The sequence below is a fragment of the Streptomyces noursei ATCC 11455 genome, from assembly GCF_001704275.1.
GTDB classification, from domain to species: domain Bacteria; phylum Actinomycetota; class Actinomycetes; order Streptomycetales; family Streptomycetaceae; genus Streptomyces; species Streptomyces noursei.
In genome coordinates this window covers 8,856,102-8,874,398 of record NZ_CP011533.1, presented here as the reverse complement: position 1 = coordinate 8,874,398, position 18,297 = coordinate 8,856,102, and the positions used below count along the sequence as shown (strand labels likewise).

Genomic DNA, 18,297 nt, shown 5'->3' with positions numbered 1-18,297 from the left:
CCTCCTGTGGGGTGCTGAGTCAGTGACGATCATCGCGGTGACTGCCGCACCCGACGCCCGGCCCGGCGCGGACGGCCCCGGGAAATCCAGTTGCCACCGTCCGTACTGTCTCTTGTGTGACGGACATCGACGGCTTGCTCGCGGCCTACGACGAGCAGATGCGGGGAGTGCCGCCCACCCCTCCCATCGGAGTCACCTATGAGCAGGACGGCCCGCTGCTACGGGTCGTCGGCCAGTTCCGCGGCTTCGTCAGCACACCGCGGGACGTGGGTGTGGGCGGTGCCGAACTGGACCGGCTGATCGCCCGCCAGCGCGACCGTTTCGCGGCCCGCGGCGAGGCGGTGGAGTGGAAGACCCGCGGGCACGACCTGCCCGCCGATCTCACCGACCGGCTGCGCGCGGCGGGCTTCGTCCCGGAGGAGCGGGAGACCGTCCTCATCGGCCGGGCCGAGGAGATGGCCGCGGCCCCGGTCCTCCCGGCCGGCGTGACCCTGCGCCGGGTGACCGCGGACGCCGACATGCACCGCATCGCCGCCATGGAGACGACCGTCTGGGACCAGGACTGGAGTTGGCTGGCCGACGACCTGAGCAGCCGGGTCGCGGCGGCCCCGGACGAGATCACCGTCCTGGTGGCGGAGGCCGGCGGCGAGGTGGTCTGCGCGGCGTGGTTGGTGTTCCGCGAGGGCACCGACTTCGCCGGTCTGTGGGGCGGTTCGACGCTGCCGGAGTGGCGCGGCCGGGGCATCTACCGTGCGCTGGTCGCCGCCCGCGCCCGACTCGCCGTCGCCCGCGGCGTGCGGTACCTCCAGGTCGACGCCTCCGACGACAGCGCGCCGATCCTGCGCCGACTGGGCTTCCACGCGGTGACCACCACCACGCCCTACGTCTGGACGCCGCCCCGGTCCTGAGGTCCGGTGGAGCGGCCCTGGAAGGCGGTGCGGTAGGACTGCGGGGTGGTGCCGACCACCCTGCGGAACCGTTCGCGGAAGGCGGTGGGCGAGCCGAACCCGGCCTGGTGGGCGATGCGTTCGACGGGGTGGTCGGTGTTCTCCAGGAGGTACTGGGCCCGGCGCGCCCGGGCCCGGAGCACCCACTGCAACGGGGTGCTGCCGGTCTGCTCGCGGAAGCGGCGGCTGAAGGTCCGCTCGCTCATACCGGCGCGGTTCGCCATCGCCTTGAGGGTGATCTCGTGGGCGAGGTGGTCCTCGATCCAGTCGAGGACCGGCTGGAGCGTGGAGCCCTGCGGCACCGGCGGATGCTCGTGGACGATGAACTGGGCCTGGCCGCCCTCTCGTTCCAGCGGCATGACGGACATCCGCGCGGCGTCCGCGGCGACCGCCGAGCCGAGGTCGCGCCGGATCATGTGCAGGCACAGGTCCATGCTCGCGGCGGCGCCGGCCGAGGTGAGCAGCTGGCCGTTGTCGACGTAGAGCACATCGGGTTGGACGTCCACGAGCGGGTAGCGGCGGGCGAGTTCGGCCGCCGCGGCCCAGTGCGTGGTGGCGCGCAGACCGTCCAGCAGGCCCGCTTCGGCCAGCACGAAGGCCCCCACGCACACCGAGGCGATCCGCGTCCCGGCCGCCGCGGCGGCGCGCAGTGCCCGTAGTGCCTCCGGATGCGGCGCGGGGGCCTGCTCCGAGCAGCCGGGCACGATGACGGTGTCGGCCTCCGCCAGTGCTTCCAGTCCCCATTCGACGTGCAGGGCGAAGCCCTCGGTCCGCACCTGCGGCGAGGGCGCGCAGACCCGCGTCCGGTAGGGGCGGCGTCCGTCGGGCAGCCGGGTGCGACCGAAGACCTCCAGGGGTGCCGCCATGTCGAACGGCACCACATGGTCGAGGACGAGGATGGCCACCGTATGCATGGCCACACCATAGAGGGATTCCCGCCATCGAGCAGAGTCCCAGGTCACAGGCGATTCCGGCCGAGCAGGCGCGGTTCATCGCGTTGGCGAGAATCCGTGGAAAGTTGTCATTCCAGCCGCTGTGCGGGCCTCGCCGGCCTTCCTACCGTGGGTCGGGCACTGGTGATCACGACACGAGAAGAGGCACCGCATGCTCGCCCAGTTCGTCCTGTTCGACGGGTTCGACCCGTTGGACGTCGTCGCGCCCTACGAGGTACTGCACTGCGCCGGTGACGTCACCGCGGGCGCCGTCCGCACCGAGCTGGTCAGCGCCGAGGGGCCGCGGGAGGTCCCCAGCGGGTTGGCGGGCGTGTCCCTGCGGGCCACCGCCGCGCTCGACCCGGAGCGCGCCGACCTCGTCGTCCTGCCCGGCGCGGTGGGCGACCTGCGCGACCCGGCGGGGCTGAGCGAGGAGGAGCGGGCGCGGACCATTCCGGCGCGCCTGCGCCGCACCCTCGACACCGATCTGCCGCGCCTGGTCGGCGCTGCGCTGGCCCGGCCGGACACGCTGGTGGCGACGGTCTGCGGCGGTTCGCTGATCCTGGCCATGGCGGGGCTCACCACGGGGCGTCCGGTCAACACCCACCACATGGCCCGGGAGGTGTTGGCCGCCACCGGCACCGAGCACATCGATGCCCGGGTCGTGGACGACGGCGACCTCGTCACCAGCGGCGGCGTCACCTCGGGTCTCGACCTGGCCCTCCATCTCGTCGAGCGGGAGATCGGCCCCCGGGTGGCACACGCCGTCGAGCGGATCTTCGCCCACGAGCGGCGCGGCACCGTCTGGTCGGCCACCGGTGCCGTCCCGACGCTCGCCCTGTGACGGCGGCGCCCGATGACCAAGATCCTGCTCTCGCTGCACGTCCTGGCCGCCCTCGTCGCGATCGGCCCGGTCACCGTCGCGGCCAGCATGTTCCCACCCGCCGTCCGCCGCGCCGGGGCGAGCGGCCACGGGGCAGCCGGCCGGCCGGAGGCGGTGGGCACCGCGCGGCTGCTGCACCGCATCTGCCGGGTGTACGCCGGGGTCGGCACGGCCGTGCCGGTGTTCGGCTTCGCCACCGCCTCCGCCATGGGAGTCCTCGGTGACGGCTGGCTGCTCACGTCCGTCGCCCTGACCGCGGTCGCCACCGGCGTCCTGGTCGTGCTGGTGCTGCCGCGGCAGGACGCGCTGCTGACCGCCCTCGACGGTGCCGAACCGGTTGCCACGGACCGGGCCGCCACATCGCGGCTGGCCGTGTTCACCGGCCTGTTCAACCTTCTCTGGGCGACGGTGACCGTCCTCATGATCGTCCGCCCCGGTTCGTCCACAGGAGCATGCGTGCCCGTTCCACCGCGTCCCCGCCGCCCGCTGCGCACCGCCGCGACGGTCGAACTGATCTCGCTGTGCGTCCTTCTGGCCAACCTCGCGACGGCCCACCTGCCGGCCGTCTCCTCGCTCGCCGGCCCGCTCCACGGCTGCGCCTACCTCTTCACCGTCGGAGCCGTCGCCCGCGACCCGCGGCGCACCGCGCGGTCGCTGGTCCTCGCCTGCCTCCCCGGCATCGGCGGGCTGCTCGCCCTGCGCAGGCTCACGCAATCCGCACCGGTCGCCGCCGCGTCCTGACCCTCGGCACACCGCGCCCGGTCCCGGCCGGGGCGGCCGCCCCCGTCCCGTCATCGGTGCCGGGACGGGGGTGCTCAGGGCCCCGGCCCCGGAGCAGGCAGCGGAAGCTGCCACACTGTGCGGTGCCACAGCTGCCATCCGCTCCGCGCGGGGACGGCTGAGGGCGGCGCGGCACGGCGAACGACGCCGTCGGCGAGCAACAGAGATCTGCCTGGTGAAAGGGTGCGCATGGTGGCCTCCGCAGAGAAGAACGACAACGGCAGCGACACGACGAGAAAGGGCTCCCGCGGCAACTGGCGCAACTACGCGGTGACGATCGTCGGCCTGGCCGTGATCTGCGGAGCGGCGACCGTGGTCGGCCAGTACTCCCGCGCCAGCGAGGCGACGACGATCGAGGCGCCCTCCGGCGCCGTGGGCACCTCCGACGCCACCAAGCTGGACCTGCCGGTCAAGCCGACCGTCCCGGTCACGCTGACGGTGTACGAGGACCCGCGGAGCCCGGAGTCGCGCGCCTTCGCCCAGCAGTACGCCAGCACGTTCTCGCAGCTCCTCGCGTCCGGCCAGGTCGAGATCAACTACCGGCTGGTCACCGGGAGCGACCGGCAGTACGGCGGGACCGGCGCGCAGGAGGCCGCCGAGGCCGCCGCCTGCGCCCAGGACCAGGGCCGCTTCCCCCAGTTCATGGACCAGCTGTGGCAGCACCAGCCGGATCCCAAGACCGACGGCCTGAAGGACCGCAAGCTCCTCAAGCAGATCGCGAAGAAGGCCGGGAAGATCGAGCACGACACCTTCGACCTGTGCCTCGACCGCAACCAGCGCCAGGGGTGGGTGAAGAAGTCCCAGGAGACCTACGCCGCCTCGGGGCTGGGGCCGGTCCCGATCGTGCAGCTCAACGGGCGCACCCTCGCCGACCCCGCTACCCAGCTGACGCCGAAGAAGCTCACCGCCATGGTGACCAAGGAGGCACGTCAGGTGGCGGCCGCGGCGCCGGCCTCGCCCGCGCCCTCCGCCACGCCCACGCCGTGAGGTGAGGGACAGGGAATCCCGGGCCCCGGCCGCCGATGCGGTCCGGGGCCCGGCCCGTTCATACAGGGACATCAAGGGCTGATCGCGACACTTCGGGATCGGTCAGGAAAGAGCCACCAAGTCCCGGTATTCCTCGCTCCACAGGTCCTCGTCCGCGTCCGGCAAGAGCAGCACGCGGTCGGGGCGCAGGGCGTCGATGGCGCCCGCGTCGTGGGTGACCATCACGATCGCGCCGGGGTAGCAGCCGACCGCGGCAAGCACCTCGTCGCGCGAGGCGGGGTCGAGGTTGTTGGTCGGCTCGTCCAGGAGCAGCACATTGGCCCCGGAGTGGACCAGGCCGGCCAGCGCCAGCCGGGTCTTCTCGCCGCCGGAGAGGACCCCGGCCGGCTTGTCGGCGTCGTCCCCGGTGAACAGGAACGCCCCCAGCACTCGCCGGACGTCCTCGTCCGTGAGGTGCGGGGCGGCGGCGGAGAGGTTCTCCCGGACCGTGCGGGCGCCGTCGAGGGTGTCGTGCTCCTGGGCGAAGTAGCCGATCCGTAGTCCCCGACCGTGGACCACCCGGCCGGCATCCGGGGCCACCGCGCCGGCCAGGATCCGCAGCAGGGTGGTCTTGCCGGCGCCGTTCAGGCCCAGGATCACCAGGCGGGCGCCCCGGTCCACGGCGAGGTCCACTCCGGTGAGGACCTGGTGGTCGGCGTAGGACTTGGCGAGGCCGATCGCGCCGAGCGGCAACCGGCCGCAGGGCTGCGGTTCGGGCAGCCGGATCCTGGCGACCTTCTCGGTCCGGTGGGCCGGTTCCAGCTCGGCGAGCATGCGGTCGGCCCGGCGGGCCATGCTCCTGGCCATCACGGCGGTCGCCGAACGGCCCTTCATCTTCTCGGCCTGGGTGTGCAGGGCCGCGGCCTTGCGCTCCGCGTTGGCCCGTTCGCGCGTCCGGCGTCGGGCGTCCGCCGCGCGCTGGGCGAGGTACGCGGCCCAGCCGGTGTTGTGGAGGTCGATCGTGGCGCGGGTGGCATCGAGGTGGACGACGCGGTTGACGACGTCCGCGAGCAGGCCGGTGTCGTGGCTGACCACCACCAGGCCGCCCTGGTGAGCGGCGAGGAAGGCGCGGAGCCAGGTGAGGGAGTCGGCGTCGAGGTGGTTGGTGGGCTCGTCCAGCAGCAGCGTGCCGTCGTGTCCGGCGAACAGGATGCGGGCCAGCTCGACGCGGCGCCGCTGACCGCCGGACAGTGCGCCGACGAGGCCGGTCAGCACCCGCTCGGGCAGGCCCAGCCCCGCGGCCACCCGGGCCGCCTCGGCCTCCGCGCCGTATCCGCCGCCGGCCTGGAAGGCCGCCTCCGCGCGGGCGTAGGCGGCCATCGCCCGCTCCAGCCGGCGGGGGTCGTCGGTGTCGGCCATGACGGACTCGGCCGCGCGCAGGCGGCGCAGGGCGGTGTCCAGCCCGCGGGCGGAGAGGATCCGGTCCAGGACCGTCCCGGCCGGGTCGGCGGCACGGGAGTCCTGGGCGAGGTGGCCGACCGGGCCGGTGTGAGTGATGGTCCCGGCGGTGGGCTCGGCCCGTCCCGCGAGGGCGGTCAGCAGGGTGGTCTTGCCCGCGCCGTTGCGGCCGACCAGGCCGATCCGGTCGCCGGGCGAGACGGTGAAGGAAACGTCGGACAGCAGCAGGCGGGCGCCGGCACGCAGCTCGACATCGCGAACGGTGATCATGGGGTAACGCTCCGAATAAGCACGAGGACACACTTCTGGCGTGGAAGCGGGTCCTCGGCTAGGAAATTCGGGGCGTAGACATGCCGTCACCGTAGCGGTCGGCTCGCGGCCGGCGCATCCGCTTTTCTCCGGCGGGGTCTCCGGTCAGCCCGCCAGAGTGCCCAGGAGCTCCCAGGTGCGGCGCCGGTCGGCATCACCGGCGACCTCGGTCCCCGCGAACACCACCTCCGTCGCCCCGGCGTCCCGATAGCGCTGCACCTCGGCGGCGACCGTCTTCTCGTCGCCGACCACCGCGACGTCGACGGCATGCCGGCCGCCGGACTGCTCGATGGCCCTGGCGTAGGAGGGGACCTGCTCGTAGAACCTCAGGTTCTCGGCGACCTTGGCGCGGACCGCGTCGACGTCGTCGGTGACCACGCCGTTGACGAGGGCGACGATCCGGGGCGCGGGGCGCCCGGCGGCCTCGGCGGCGACGGTGACGGCCGGGACGATGTGTTCGGCGAGGGCGCGGGGGCCGGCGATGTACGGCAGGATGCCGTCCGCCAGCTCGCCGCTGACCCGCAGCGCCTGCGGGCCCATCGCGGCGACGAGCAGCGGGACGCCGGACTCCGCGCCCGGCACCCGGGCGGGGACCGGCGTGGTCGCGGTGAGGAGTTCGCCGTGGAAGTCCGCGCTGCCGGTCTCGGTCAACTGCCGCAGTGCGGTGAGGAATTCCCGCAGGCGGGCGATGGGTCGTTCGAAGGGGATGCCGAAGCCGCCCTCGGTCAGGAACTTGGTGCCGAGGGCGAGTCCGAGGTGGTAGCGGCCGTGCGTGGCCGCCTGCGCGGTCTGCGCCTGGCTGGAGACGACCAGCGGGTGCCGGCCGAAGATGGGGATTGCGGAGGTCCCGACCTGCAGTCCGGGCACCTCGCGGCCGGCGATCGCGGCGAGTTGGGGCGAGTCCGCACCAAAGGTCTGGCCGAACCAGACGGACCGCAGCCCCGCGGCGGCGGCCTCCTTGGCGAGCTCCACGCTCGCGTCGATCTGGTTGGTGGGGTCGATCGGATTGAGTGCAACTCCAACGGTCATATCGCTGGGAAACAGCGCGGGTTGGCGTCTGATTCCCGGATGTCTGTCACGGGATCATGGCGGGCGTGTGTCGCGCGGGGCGGGAGAAGCGCGCGGGGGCGCCGCCGCACTGCCACCGCCCCGCGCCTGCGCCTGCGCCTGCGCCAGCGACAGCGACAGCGACAGCGACAGCGACAGCGACAGCGACAGCGAGAACAATCACGACTAGGACAGAAACTGACCTACTCCGCCCCTAGCGTGGTCCTCATCGGCGGAACGAGCACACCGAAAGGCGAAGACCATGACCGACATCGAGGCGTCCACCCGCGACCAGTCCGAGGCCCCGGCCGTCACCGGCGAGCGCGCCGAATGGCTTGAGACGCTGGCCAGGCACCGGCACTTCCTGCGCTTCCCGACCCGTGACCTCAGCGACGAGGAGGTCGGACGGCGGAGCACCGCCAGCGCGTTGTGCCTGGGCGGCCTGATCAAGCACGTCACCGCCGTCGAGCGGCTCTGGGTGGACTTCATCCTGCACGGTCCGTCGGCGCTGCCGGACTTCACGGCGATGACCGAGGACGACTGGGCCCGCCGGGCGGACCAGTTCCGGATGCTGCCGGGCGAGACGCTGGCCGGTGTGCTGGCCGACTACGAGGAAGTGGCCCGCCGGACCGACGACGTGGTCGTCGCCCTGCCCGACCTGAGCACTGCCTGGCCGCTGCCGAAGGCCCCCTGGTTCGAGCCCGGCGTGCAGTGGTCGGCCCGGCGGGTGCTGATGCACATCGTCGCCGAGACCGCGCAGCACGCCGGCCACGCCGACATCATCCGGGAGTCCCTGGACGGCGCCAAGAGCATGGGATAGGCGTCGGTGCACGCGGGAGGGCGTCCGCCGGCAGGCCATCGAGCCCACCGGCGGACGCCCTCATGCGCGGAGCGTGCTCACAGGCTGCGACCCAGGCGGTCCGCCACCGCCTTCACGAAGCGCGCGGGGTCGGTCGGCCGGCCGCCCTCGGCCAAGACGGCCAAGGAGTAGAGCAGTTCGGCGGTCTCGGTGAGGTCGGAGCGGTCCTCGCGCTCCCCGTGCGCCTGGTTCAGGCCCTTCACCAGTTGGTGGGCGGGGTTGAGTTCGAGGATCCGCTTGGTGCGCGGCACCTCCTGCCCCATGGCCCGGTACATGTTCTCCAGCGCCGGCGTCAGGTCGTCCGCGTCCGCGACGATGCAGGCCGGCGACACCGTCAGGCGCGACGACAGCCGCACCTCCTTGACGTCCTCGGCCAGCTGCTCGGTCATCCAGCCGAGCAGGCCCGCGAACTCCTCGGCCTGCTTCTCCCGCTCGTCCTCGGACTTCTCGTCCCCCTGCGCACCGAGGTCGATCTCCCCCTTGGCGATCGACTGCAGCCGCTTGCCCTGGAACTCGCCCACCACGTCGACCCACACCTCGTCGACGGGGTCCGTGAGCAGCAGCACCTCGATGCCCCGCTCCCGGAACGCCTCCACATGCGGGGAGTTGTCGATGCTCTGCCGGGACTCGCCGGTGATGTAGTAGATGGCCTCCTGCTCGTCCGGCATCCGCTGTGCGTACTGCTCCAGCGTGACCTGCTCGTCCTCGCCGTGCGTGGTCGCGAACGACGCCACCGCGAGCAGGGCGTCACGGTTGTCGGAGTCGGTGACCAGCCCTTCCTTGAGCACCGCGCCGAACTCCCGCCAGAACGTGCCGTAGCGCTCGGCGTCGTCGGCCTTCATGCTCTTGACCGACGCCAGCACCTTCTTCGTCAGCCGCCGCTGCATCATCAGGATGTGCCGGTCCTGCTGCAGGATCTCGCGGGAGACGTTGAGCGAGAGGTCCTGGGCGTCGACCACGCCCTTGACGAAGCGGAGGTACGGCGGCAGCAGCGCCTCGCAGTCGTCCATGATGAACACGCGCTTGACGTACAGCTGGAGCCCGCGCTGGAAGTTCTGCGTGAACAGGTCGTGCGGGGCGTGCGACGGGACGAACAGCAGGGCCTGGTACTCGAACGTCCCCTCGGCCTGCAGCTGGACGGTCTCCAGCGGGTCGCGCCAGTCGTGGCTGATGTGCTTGTACAGCTCGTGGTACTCGTCCTCGGACACCTCGTCGCGCGACCGCGCCCACAGCGCCTTCATCGAGTTCAGCGTCTCGGGCTCGGCCGGCGCGTCCCCCTCGCCCGCGGCCTCCCCGACCAGCTTCACCGGCCAGGTGATGAAGTCCGAGTACCGCTTGACGATCTCCTTGATCTTCCACACCGAGGTGTAGTCGTGCAGCTGGTTGTCGGAGTCGGCCGGCTTGAGGTGCAGCGTCACCGAGGTGCCCTGCGGCGCGTCGTCGACCTCCTGCAGGGTGTACGTGCCCTCGCCCCGGGACGACCAGCGGGTGCCCTTCGTCTCGCCCGCACGCCGCGTCAGCAGGGTGACCTCGTCCGCCACCATGAAGCCGGAGTAGAAGCCGACGCCGAACTGGCCGATCAGCCCCTCGGCGCCGGCCGCGTCCTTCGCCTCGCGCAGCTCGCGGAGGAATTCGGCCGTGCCCGAGTTGGCGATGGTGCCGATGAGCTGGCCCACCTCGTCGTACGACATCCCGATGCCGTTGTCGCGCACCGTGAGGGTGCGGGCTTCCTTGTCGATCTCGAGCTCGATGTGCAGGTCGGAGACGTCGGCGTCGAGTGCGTCGTCGCGCAGCGCGGCCAGCCGCAGCTTGTCCAGCGCGTCGGAGGCGTTGGAGACGAGCTCGCGGAGAAAGACGTCCTTGTTCGAGTAGATCGAGTGGATCATCAGCTGGAGCAGCTGACGGGCCTCTACCTGGAACTCAAACGTTTCGGTCGGCATGTTCGCGATTACCTCTCTTGGTCATGGATCGCCGGTCTGATGCGATCACTGTAATAAGTGCGTCCGCCTGCTGGTCACCGGATGCCTGGGATGGGCGCCGACGGTCGTTGCCGGGCCGGGCCCGTGCGCGGGTGTCACGAGTGGGCGGCAACTGGTCCGCGTCCGGTAACGAAAGGATCATGTACCCGCGTACGCTGTCTACGATGCGGGCATGTTGGCCTACGCCCCCGCGGGGTTGTTCTTCCTCTTCTTCTGTCTCGGCGTGCGCCGCGACCGCCGGCGGTTCGGCAACGCCGTCCATCTGGGACTGGCCGTGGTCTTCGGGCTGTTGGCGGCGGTCGGGACCCTCGGCCGGTCGCACCCCCTGTGGGGACTGGTCGCCGGCGTGGCCCTGTTCGTGCTGCCGGCGCTCGGGACGGTCGTCCTCGCCGGCTTTCTGATCGCCAACGGCGTGACGATGGTGCGCAAGGAGGGCCGCCGCCCGGCCAATCTGCTGTCGCTGCTCGCCGGGCTCGGGATCCTCGGCGTGATCGCGCTGCTCATCACCGCGGTGGTCCGGCAGACGGCCGGCCTGTTGGTGATCGCGGCGACCACCGTCGGGCTGGTCGGCTATGTGGCGTTCCTCTTCCTCTGCTTCGTGGGATACGCCTTCCTCTACGGGCGGTTGCCGGTGCGGCGGCAGGCCGACTACGTGGTGGTGCTCGGCTCCGGGCTGATCGGCGGGTCGAAGGTGCCGCCGCTGCTGGCCAGCCGGCTGGAGCGGGGGCGCACGGTGTACGAGCGGCTGGTGGCCCGCGGGTCCGCACCGCTGCTGCTGACCTCCGGCGGCCAGGGGCCGGACGAGAAGCTCCCGGAGTCGCACGCGATGGCCGACTACCTCGTCGAGCGCGGGTTCCCCGCGGACCGGATCGTGCGCGAGGACCGTTCGCGGACCACGGAGGAGAACCTGCGGTTCAGCCGGGCGCTCATGGAGGAGGCGAACCCGGACTACCGGTGCGTGGTGGTCACCAACAACTACCACGCGTTCCGGGCCGCGTTGATGGCCCGGAAGGCCGGCGTCAACGGCCAGGTCGTGGGCTCCCCCACCGCCGCGTACTTCTGGCCGAGCGCGACGATCCGCGAGTTCGCCGCGGTGTTCCTGGCTCACAAGGTGGTCAACCTCGGGGTCTGCCTGCTGCTCGTCCTCGGCGGTGCGCTGATCTGGTGGGTGCGCTGATGGGGTGGGTGCGCTGAGCGGTCGCGGTCCGCCGCGCACCGGTGCGATGCGCCACCGCCACACGTACGCGCCGACATCCGGACACCGCACACCCGCCGACAACAAGCCACAGGAGTCCCCAAATTAGGTAAACAGCAGCCGTGCGGCGCACCGTGCTCTAGCGTTCAGCTCCATCACGGAGGCGGTCGCGTACCGGGGGGCCGACCGCGCCGGACATGCGGGACGACCGAGTGGGGGGCCATGGGGTTGTTCGGAGCTGCCGCGTCACGGGGGACCGTGCCTCCCGCCGGGCCGGAGGATCCGCCATGCGGGCCGGAGGCACACGGGCCGCCGGGAGCCATGCGCACCACCGGGGGCGGCCGATGAGGATCACCCATGTCGTCACCCTGGTCAGCCGGGACGGCGCCCACGGCGGTCCGGTGAGCGTGGCCACCGGTCAGCTCGGCGAGCTGGCCGCGCGGGGTCACGAGGTCGAACTGCTCGCGCTGTGGCGGGGCGCGGGGCCGCCGCCGGGCACCGTGGACGGAGTGCCGCTGCGCGCCCGGCCCGCCCGCACCCTCGTACCGGGGCAGGGCTTCCTCGGCCTGTTCCACCCCGGTCTGCTGCCGCTGCTGTGGCGGCGGGTCGGCCGCGCCGAGGTGCTCCAGCTGCACGCCGGGCGCGGTCTGGTGTCGCTGGCGGCGCTGTCGGTGGCCGTGGCCCGCCACCGGCCGTTCCTGGCGCAGACGCACGGCATGGTGCGGCCCCGCCGAACGGCCCTGGCCAGGCTCTTCGACCGGCTCTACGTCCCCCTGCTGCGGCGGGCGGCCGCGGTACTGGTGCTGACCGACGAGGAGGAGGCCGGGCTGCGGGAGGTGCTCGGACCGGGCGGCCCGCGCCTGGTGCGGCTGCCGAACGGCGTGCGGATCCCGGAGCCCGGCGGCGCCGAGCGGAGCCCGACCGAGGTGCTGTTCCTGGCCCGTCTCCAGGCCCGCAAGCGGCCGGAGGCGTTCGTGCGGATGGCGGCCCTGGTGCACGCCAAGCATCCGGAGGTGTCGTTCGCCGTCTACGGCGCGGACGAGGGGCGGTTGGCCGCGGTCGGACAGGTGGTGGCCGAGCAGGGGCTGGGCGGGGTGGTGGCGTACGGCGGCGCGCTGGATCACGACGCGGCGGTGCGGCGCCTGGCGCGGGCCACCGTGTACGTGCTGCCCGGCGTCGACGAGCCGTTCCCGATGAGCGTGTTGGAGTCGCTGGCCGTGGGCACCCCGGTGGTCTGCACGGAGGGCTGCGGGATCGCCGCCGCGCTGCGCCGCCACGGGGCGGCCGAGGTGACCGACGGGTCGCCGGAACAGCTGGCCGAGGCGGTGCTGCGGCTCCTGGACGACCGGGCGCTGCGGGAGCGCCGGGCGGCGGCCGGACGGACCGCGATCGCCGCGGAGTTCTCCCTGGCGGCGGTGGCCGACCGACTGGAGGAGTGGTACGGCTTCCTGGGCGGGGGCGCATGATGGGGTGGGCCGGCCGCGCGGGGCCGTGACCGGCAGCCTGCTCAGCCGAGCTGGTCGATCAGCCGGTGCAGGAAGTCGGCGGTCTCCTGTGGTGTGTTGGCCTCGGTGCACAGCCGGTCCATCACGGCCGTGTACTGGTCGACCGACTCCTGCTTGTCGAGGTACAGGGCGCTGGTCAGCTGCTCCAGATAGACCTTGTCGGGCAGTTCTGGTTCGGCGAACCGCAGGATGCTGAACGGCGCGCCGGCCGCCGCGTTGGCCCCCACGCTGAAGGGCGCGATCTGCAGCGTCACGTTCGGCATCTGCACGGCCTTGAGCAGGTGCTGGAGCTGGGCGACCATCACCTCGGTGCCGCCGAACGGCCGACGCAGCACGGCCTCGTCCACCACCGCCCACAGCCGCGGGGCATCGGTCCTGGTCAGCAGCTTCTGGCGCTCCATCCGCAGCGCGACCAGCCGGTCCACCTTCTCCTGTGGGGCGTTGGGGTAGCCGATGCGGGTGACGGCCTGGGCGTACTCCTCGGTCTGGAGCAGGCCGGGCAGGAACTGCACCTGGTAGGTGCGGATCAGCGCGGCGGCTTCCTCCAGGCCGAGGTGGAGTTCGAACCAGTCCTCCAGGACATCGCTGTACTCGTGCCACCAGCCGGCGGAGTTGGCCTGGTCCGCGAGCTCGAAGTAGTCGTCCCGGCGCTCCGGGGTGAGCACTCGGTACAGCGTCAGCAGATCGACCAAGTCCTGTCTCTTGAAGCCGACTTGTCCTCTTTCGAGCCGGGTGATCTTGGCGTGAGAACCACGGATCGCCCTGCCCGCGTCCTCGCGCGAGATGCCGGCACCGGTGCGCAGCCTCCGGAGCTGGGCCCCCAGCACGATCCGCGCGGCGGTGGGCCCCACCTGCGGCTCCTTGAGGTAACGCGCTATCGACAGCTCGCCGTCCGGCCGCATCATGGCGGTCATCCCAACTCCCGTGAGCGACAGTGTTGATACCTCAAGTGTCGCATTTACCGGCCGTCAGGTACAGAAATGCGCCATCGGCTCGTTGCCGGGGCGGGCCCGCCGCGCGGTGGGCCCGCCCCGGCATCCGTCCGGTTCGGCTCGGGTCAGCTCAGCAGGCCGTCGAAGTCGCCGTCCTTGGCGCCCCCGACGAACGCGGCGAGCTCCGCGTGGGTGTAGATCAGCGCCGGCCCGTGCGGATCACGGGAGTTGCGGACGGCGAAGCCGCCGTCGGCGAGCCGGGCGACCTCGACGCAGTCGCCCCCGGGCGCGCTGCGCCGGCTCTTCCTCCAGACCGCACCCTCGATCAGGTCCGCGGCCACGCCGTTGTCGAACTGCTGCATCACGCCACTCCCTTGCTCCGTGCTCAGGTGTCTGACCAGGCATCATGTGCAGCCGCACGTGCGGCTGCACTTACTGATGCAATTACGTTCGACTCGAATGTAATTGCAGATGCACTTGCAGCGCCAGTGACGGCCGGGGATAGTGGTTCTGGATCACCCTTCCGCGACGAAGGCCCGAGAGGCGCCCCGGAGTTCGTGATGGCAACTCACCCGGCAGGCACGGCGGCCGACTTCTTCCCCGCCCGGCCCTCGGCCACCTGCTCGCCCAGGCGCCACGCGGGATCCCGCTCGACGCGCACGCCGTCCGCCCCTCCGGCCGCTGAGTGACGCCGCGACGGCGTCGCTGCGGTGCCGGGGCGGCGGGTCAGCCCTTGCGACCGACCCCTGCGTAGAGCGGGATGTCCGCGTCGGACCAGGCGTCGGCGCCCAGTTCCACGGCGTCGGGGCGCCAGCGGTGGACCACGGTCAGGCCCGGGTCCACGACGTCCAGGCCGTCGAAGAAGCGCAGTACCTCGGCCCTGGTCCGGGCGTTCACGTGGGACCCCTTCGCCTCGAAGTTCTCCGAGACCTCCTGCAGCGCCTCCGGCTCGAAGTCACCGGTGACATACGTCAGGGCCAGGAAGCTGCCCGGGGCGAGCTCGTCCAGCAGCTCCCGGACGACGGCGTAGGGATCGCAGTCCGCCGGGAGCCAGTGCAGGACGGCGATCAGCGTCAGGGCCACGGGCCGGGTGAGGTCGAGCGTCTCCCGCAGCGTCCGGTTGCGCAGGATCTCCTGGGGGCGGCCGAGGTCCACCTGGATGTAGGCGGTCCGGCCCTGCGGGTGACTGGTGTGCAGGGCCCGTGAATGCGCCAGCACGATCGGGTCGTTGTCGGCGTAGACGACGCGGGCCCGCGGAACGGTCGCCTGGACGATCTCGTGGAGGTTGGGGGAGGTCGGGATGCCGGTGCCGATGTCCAGGAACTGCCCGATGCCGGCCTCGACCGCCAGATAGCGGGCGGCGCGGTGCATGAAGGCGCGGTTCTGGCGGGCGATGGTGCCGGCGTTGGGCAGTGCCGCCAGTGTCTTCTCCGCCGCCTCCCGGTCCGCCGGATAGTTGGTCTTGCCGCCGAGCAGCACGTCGTAGACACGGGCGGCGTGCGGCCGGTCCGTGTGCAGATCGATCGGCTGCTGGGGCGGGGCCCCCATCCAGTCCTCCGGCACCGCCATGTCCTGGTCACCTTCCGTCGTGCTGGCGCGCGGTCGCGCAACTTCCCTTTCTACCCTAGTGCGTTGACCGCAGGGCGCCCGGAGCGTCGGCCGTCCACCGCTGCGCCGCTCCGCGCCGCGGTGCGCCGGGGCCGGCCCCGGCGGACACCGGGAGCGGCATCCATGGCAGAGTGTCGCTAAGGGAGGGTTTGCGTACTGTGTCTGCTCATATGGCGCGGCGGCGCCGATCCGCCCTGCTCGCCTTCCTGGCCGCGGTCGTTCTGCTCCTCCCCGGACTTGCCGGCACACCGCCGGCGGCGGCCGACGCGGCCACCTCCGGCGTGGCCTGCGTGCACCACACCGCACCCCGGGACACCGCCGACCACGGCCTCCCCCACCTCGCCTGCCCGACGATCCGTCACCTCCCGGGCCCCGCGCCGGCACCCGGCACCCTGCCCCTGCTCCCCCGCGTGGGCCCGTCGCGCCCCGCGCCGCACACCGCGCCGCCCGGCACCGTCACCGCCGATGCGACCACCTACGCCGGCCGGTGCCGGGACCGTGCCCCGCCCCCGTCTCCAGCTCAGCCGCACATCCACCCCTCGGGGCCGCACCCGCGGCCCGTGCATGCCTGCTGGAGGCACCTTGACCCGCGCCACAAGGGTGCGGGCGCTGCTCGCGCTCGCGATCCTCGCCCTGTCCACGTTCCTCGCGCTGACCCAGCCCGTACGGCTCGGTCTCGATCTGCGCGGCGGCACCCAACTCGTTCTGGAGACCCGCGACTCCCCCACCGCCAAGGCCGACCGGGACGCCACCGACCGCACGCTGGAGGTGCTCCGCCGACGCGTGGACGCCCTCGGGGTGAGCGAACCGCACCTCGCCCGCGCCGGCGACCACCGCATCGTCGTCGAGCTGCCCGGCCTCGACGACCCCGACGAGGCCGCCGCGGTCCTCGGACGCACCGCCCAGCTCACCGTGCACCCGGTCCTGGGCACCGGCCTCGGTCCCCGGTCCGCCCCCGCCGACCCCGGCGCCGGCACCGTCCTCACCGACGACACGGGCACTCCGCTGCGACTGGGGCCGCCGGCCCTGACGGGTGCCGAAGTGCAGCGCGCCGAGGCCGAGTTCGACGCCGAGAGCGGCAGCGGCTGGTCCGTCGGGCTCAGCCTGCGCGGCACCGGCGAGCGCGCCTGGGCCCGGCTGACCGGCACGGCGGCCTGCGCCGCGCCGCACGATCCGGCCCGCCGCGCGGCCATCGTCCTGGACCGCAAGATCATCTCGTCGCCACAGGTCGAGTCGTCCGTGGCCTGCGGTGTCGGCATCACCGGCGGGACGACGCGGATCACCGGCGGCTTCGACCAGCGCGCGGCGCAGGAGCTGGCGCTGCTGATCAACGGCGGGGCGCTGCCGGTGCCGGTGGACATCGTCGAACAGCGCGCCGTCGGCCCGACCCTGGGCGCCCTGGCGATCACCTCCAGCGCCCAGGCCGCGGTCCTCGGGGTCGCCCTCACGGCCGTGTTCATCACCGTCGTCTACCGTCTGCTCGGCGCGCTCGCCACGCTGGCCCTCGCCTGCTACGCGCTGATCTCCTACGCGGCGCTGCTCGCCCTGGGCGCCACCCTCACCCTCCCCGGCCTCGCCGGTTTCGTGCTGGCGGTGGGCATGGCCGTGGACGCCAACGTGCTGGTCTTCGAACGCGCCCGTGAGGAGTACGCCGCCGGTCCCCCCGCGCGTCCGCGCACCCTGCGCAGCGCCCTCGCGGCCGGCTTCCGCAACGCCTTCAGCGCCATCGCCGATTCCAACGTCACCACCCTGCTCGCCGCGGTGCTGCTGTTCTTCTTCGCCTCCGGGCCGGTGCGCGGCTTCGGCGTCACCCTGTGCATCGGTGTGGCCGCGTCGATGGTCAGCGCGCTGCTGATCACCCGGGTGCTGGCGGAGTGCGCGGTCGCGCTGCCGCCGGTCCGGCGCCGCCCGCGCCTGACCGGCCTGGCCGGGCTCGGCCGGGTCCGGTCCTGGCTCGCCCGACGCCGACCGGACCTGCTGCGCCACCGGCGCCGCTGGCTGGCGCTGAGCGGCGCCGCCCTGCTCCTCGCCGTCTCCGGCATCGCCGTCCGCGGTCTCGACTACGGCGTGGAGTTCACCGGCGGGCGGATGATCGAGTACACCACCACCCGGCCGGTGGACGCCGAGCGGGCCCGCGCCGCACTCGGCACCGCGGGCCTGGACCGGGCCCAGGTCACCACCTCCGGCGACGACGCCCTGACGGTGCGCACCGAGCGGCTCTCCGCGGCGCAACTGCGCACCGCGGACCGGGTGGTCGACGAGCTCGGCGGCGGAGCGGAGAAGGTGCGGGACGAGCTGATCGGCCCGAGCCTGGGCGACGAACTGCGCCGCGGTGCGCTGGTGGCCCTCGGTCTCGCCCTCGCCGCGCAGCTGGTCTATCTCGCGGTGCGCTTCCGGTGGACCTTCGCGCTGTCGGCCGTCGTCGCCATGGCGCACGACGTCCTCGTCCTCGTCGGGGTGTTCGCCTGGCTGGGCAAGTCCCTCGACGGCGTCTTCCTGGCGTCCCTGCTGACCGTCATCGGCTACTCCGTCAACGACTCGGTGGTGGTCTTCGACCGCATCCGCGAACTCCGGGCCGGCGCGCGCGGCGCCCCGTTCCCGGACCTCGCCAACGCCGCGGTGCTGCAGACCGTGCCGCGCACCGTCAACACCGGGATGGGAGCGGTGTTCATCCTGGCCGCGCTCGCCGCGCTGGGCGGCGACTCGCTGACCGACTTCGCGCTCGCCCTGCTGATCGGCATCACGGTCGGCACGTATTCGTCGGTGTTCACCGCGACCCCGTTGGCGGTCGTCCTGGAGCGGCACGACGGGGCGTCGCCGCGGCGGACGGCCCGCCGCACGGCGCGGCGCGGCGGACGCGACCGGCGGGACAGCGGTGCCCGGGTCTGACCGCTGAG

The 18,297-nt window shown here is 72.7% G+C and carries 14 protein-coding genes and 1 pseudogene; 8 read left to right on the top strand and 7 right to left on the bottom strand.

The window, feature by feature from the left end; translation table 11 throughout:
- The first annotated feature begins 116 nt into the window (after positions 1–116).
- Positions 117–908: a GNAT family N-acetyltransferase gene (locus SNOUR_RS38020; RefSeq protein WP_067356319.1), complete on the top strand. Its 792-nt coding sequence runs from the start codon at positions 117–119 to the stop codon at positions 906–908.
- On the opposite strand, the gene SNOUR_RS38015 is transcribed toward SNOUR_RS38020, so the two are convergent.
- Positions 881–1,861: a GlxA family transcriptional regulator gene (locus SNOUR_RS38015; protein ID WP_067359131.1), complete on the bottom strand. Its 981-nt coding sequence runs from the start codon at positions 1,859–1,861 to the stop codon at positions 881–883. The two genes, SNOUR_RS38020 and SNOUR_RS38015, sit on opposite strands and share 28 nt — an antisense overlap.
- A 190-nt stretch (positions 1,862–2,051) precedes the next feature.
- Here SNOUR_RS38015 and SNOUR_RS38010 point away from each other — a divergent pair, with 190 nt between their 5' ends.
- The 3 genes and pseudogenes from SNOUR_RS38010 (at position 2,052) to SNOUR_RS38000 (ending at position 4,529) form a co-directional block, all read left to right on the top strand.
- Positions 2,052–2,723 carry a DJ-1/PfpI family protein gene (locus tag SNOUR_RS38010; protein ID WP_067356317.1) on the top strand — a complete coding sequence of 224 codons (672 nt, stop codon included), beginning with the start codon at positions 2,052–2,054 and terminating at the stop codon, positions 2,721–2,723.
- A gap of 12 nt (positions 2,724–2,735) precedes the next feature.
- Positions 2,736–3,215 (top strand): annotated as a pseudogene (locus SNOUR_RS38005) (hypothetical protein); the annotation flags it as partial.
- Between the two features lie 516 nt (positions 3,216–3,731).
- Positions 3,732–4,529 (top strand): DsbA family protein, encoded by a 798-nt coding sequence (locus SNOUR_RS38000; protein ID WP_067356315.1) that lies wholly within the window; start codon positions 3,732–3,734, stop codon positions 4,527–4,529.
- Between the two features lie 102 nt (positions 4,530–4,631).
- On the opposite strand, the gene SNOUR_RS37995 is transcribed toward SNOUR_RS38000, so the two are convergent.
- Both SNOUR_RS37995 and SNOUR_RS37990 read right to left on the bottom strand, forming a co-directional pair.
- The gene (locus SNOUR_RS37995; RefSeq protein WP_167739080.1) at positions 4,632–6,236 is read right to left on the bottom strand and encodes an ABC-F family ATP-binding cassette domain-containing protein; all 1,605 of its coding nucleotides are present in this window, start codon (positions 6,234–6,236) and stop codon (positions 4,632–4,634) included.
- Between the two features lie 144 nt (positions 6,237–6,380).
- Positions 6,381–7,304, bottom strand: coding sequence for an LLM class F420-dependent oxidoreductase (locus SNOUR_RS37990; RefSeq protein WP_067356313.1), 924 nt, complete (start codon positions 7,302–7,304; stop codon positions 6,381–6,383).
- A gap of 280 nt (positions 7,305–7,584) precedes the next feature.
- Here SNOUR_RS37990 and SNOUR_RS37985 point away from each other — a divergent pair, with 280 nt between their 5' ends.
- Complete coding sequence (locus SNOUR_RS37985; protein ID WP_067356311.1) at positions 7,585–8,142, top strand: DinB family protein; 558 nt, start codon at positions 7,585–7,587, stop codon at positions 8,140–8,142.
- Between the two features lie 77 nt (positions 8,143–8,219).
- Here the strand turns inward: SNOUR_RS37985 and htpG are convergent, their stop codons facing one another.
- Positions 8,220–10,121 (bottom strand): molecular chaperone HtpG, encoded by a 1,902-nt coding sequence (gene htpG / locus SNOUR_RS37980; protein WP_067356308.1) that lies wholly within the window; start codon positions 10,119–10,121, stop codon positions 8,220–8,222.
- A gap of 211 nt (positions 10,122–10,332) precedes the next feature.
- Here htpG and SNOUR_RS37975 point away from each other — a divergent pair, with 211 nt between their 5' ends.
- Positions 10,333–11,337, top strand: a complete 1,005-nt coding sequence (locus tag SNOUR_RS37975) for a YdcF family protein (RefSeq protein ID WP_067356306.1) — start codon at positions 10,333–10,335, stop codon at positions 11,335–11,337.
- Positions 11,338–11,699: 362 nt separating this feature from the next.
- The gene (locus SNOUR_RS37970; RefSeq protein ID WP_067359129.1) at positions 11,700–12,821 is read left to right on the top strand and encodes a glycosyltransferase; all 1,122 of its coding nucleotides are present in this window, start codon (positions 11,700–11,702) and stop codon (positions 12,819–12,821) included.
- A gap of 41 nt (positions 12,822–12,862) precedes the next feature.
- On the opposite strand, the gene SNOUR_RS37965 is transcribed toward SNOUR_RS37970, so the two are convergent.
- The 3 genes from SNOUR_RS37965 to SNOUR_RS37955 form a co-directional block, all read right to left on the bottom strand.
- Positions 12,863–13,774, bottom strand: coding sequence for a Sco1979 family transcriptional regulator (locus SNOUR_RS37965; RefSeq protein ID WP_067356303.1), 912 nt, complete (start codon positions 13,772–13,774; stop codon positions 12,863–12,865).
- Between the two features lie 143 nt (positions 13,775–13,917).
- Positions 13,918–14,154 carry a DUF397 domain-containing protein gene (locus SNOUR_RS37960; RefSeq protein WP_039639206.1) on the bottom strand — a complete coding sequence of 79 codons (237 nt, stop codon included), beginning with the start codon at positions 14,152–14,154 and terminating at the stop codon, positions 13,918–13,920.
- Positions 14,155–14,518: 364 nt separating this feature from the next.
- Positions 14,519–15,361, bottom strand: a complete 843-nt coding sequence (locus tag SNOUR_RS37955) for an SAM-dependent methyltransferase (RefSeq protein ID WP_067356301.1) — start codon at positions 15,359–15,361, stop codon at positions 14,519–14,521.
- A 621-nt stretch (positions 15,362–15,982) separates the two neighbouring features.
- Between SNOUR_RS37955 and secD the strand changes: the two genes are divergently transcribed.
- A complete protein-coding gene (gene secD, locus SNOUR_RS37950) occupies positions 15,983–18,289 on the top strand; it encodes a protein translocase subunit SecD (RefSeq protein WP_167739079.1) in 2,307 nt (768 codons plus the stop codon).
- Positions 18,290–18,297: the final 8 nt, after the last annotated feature.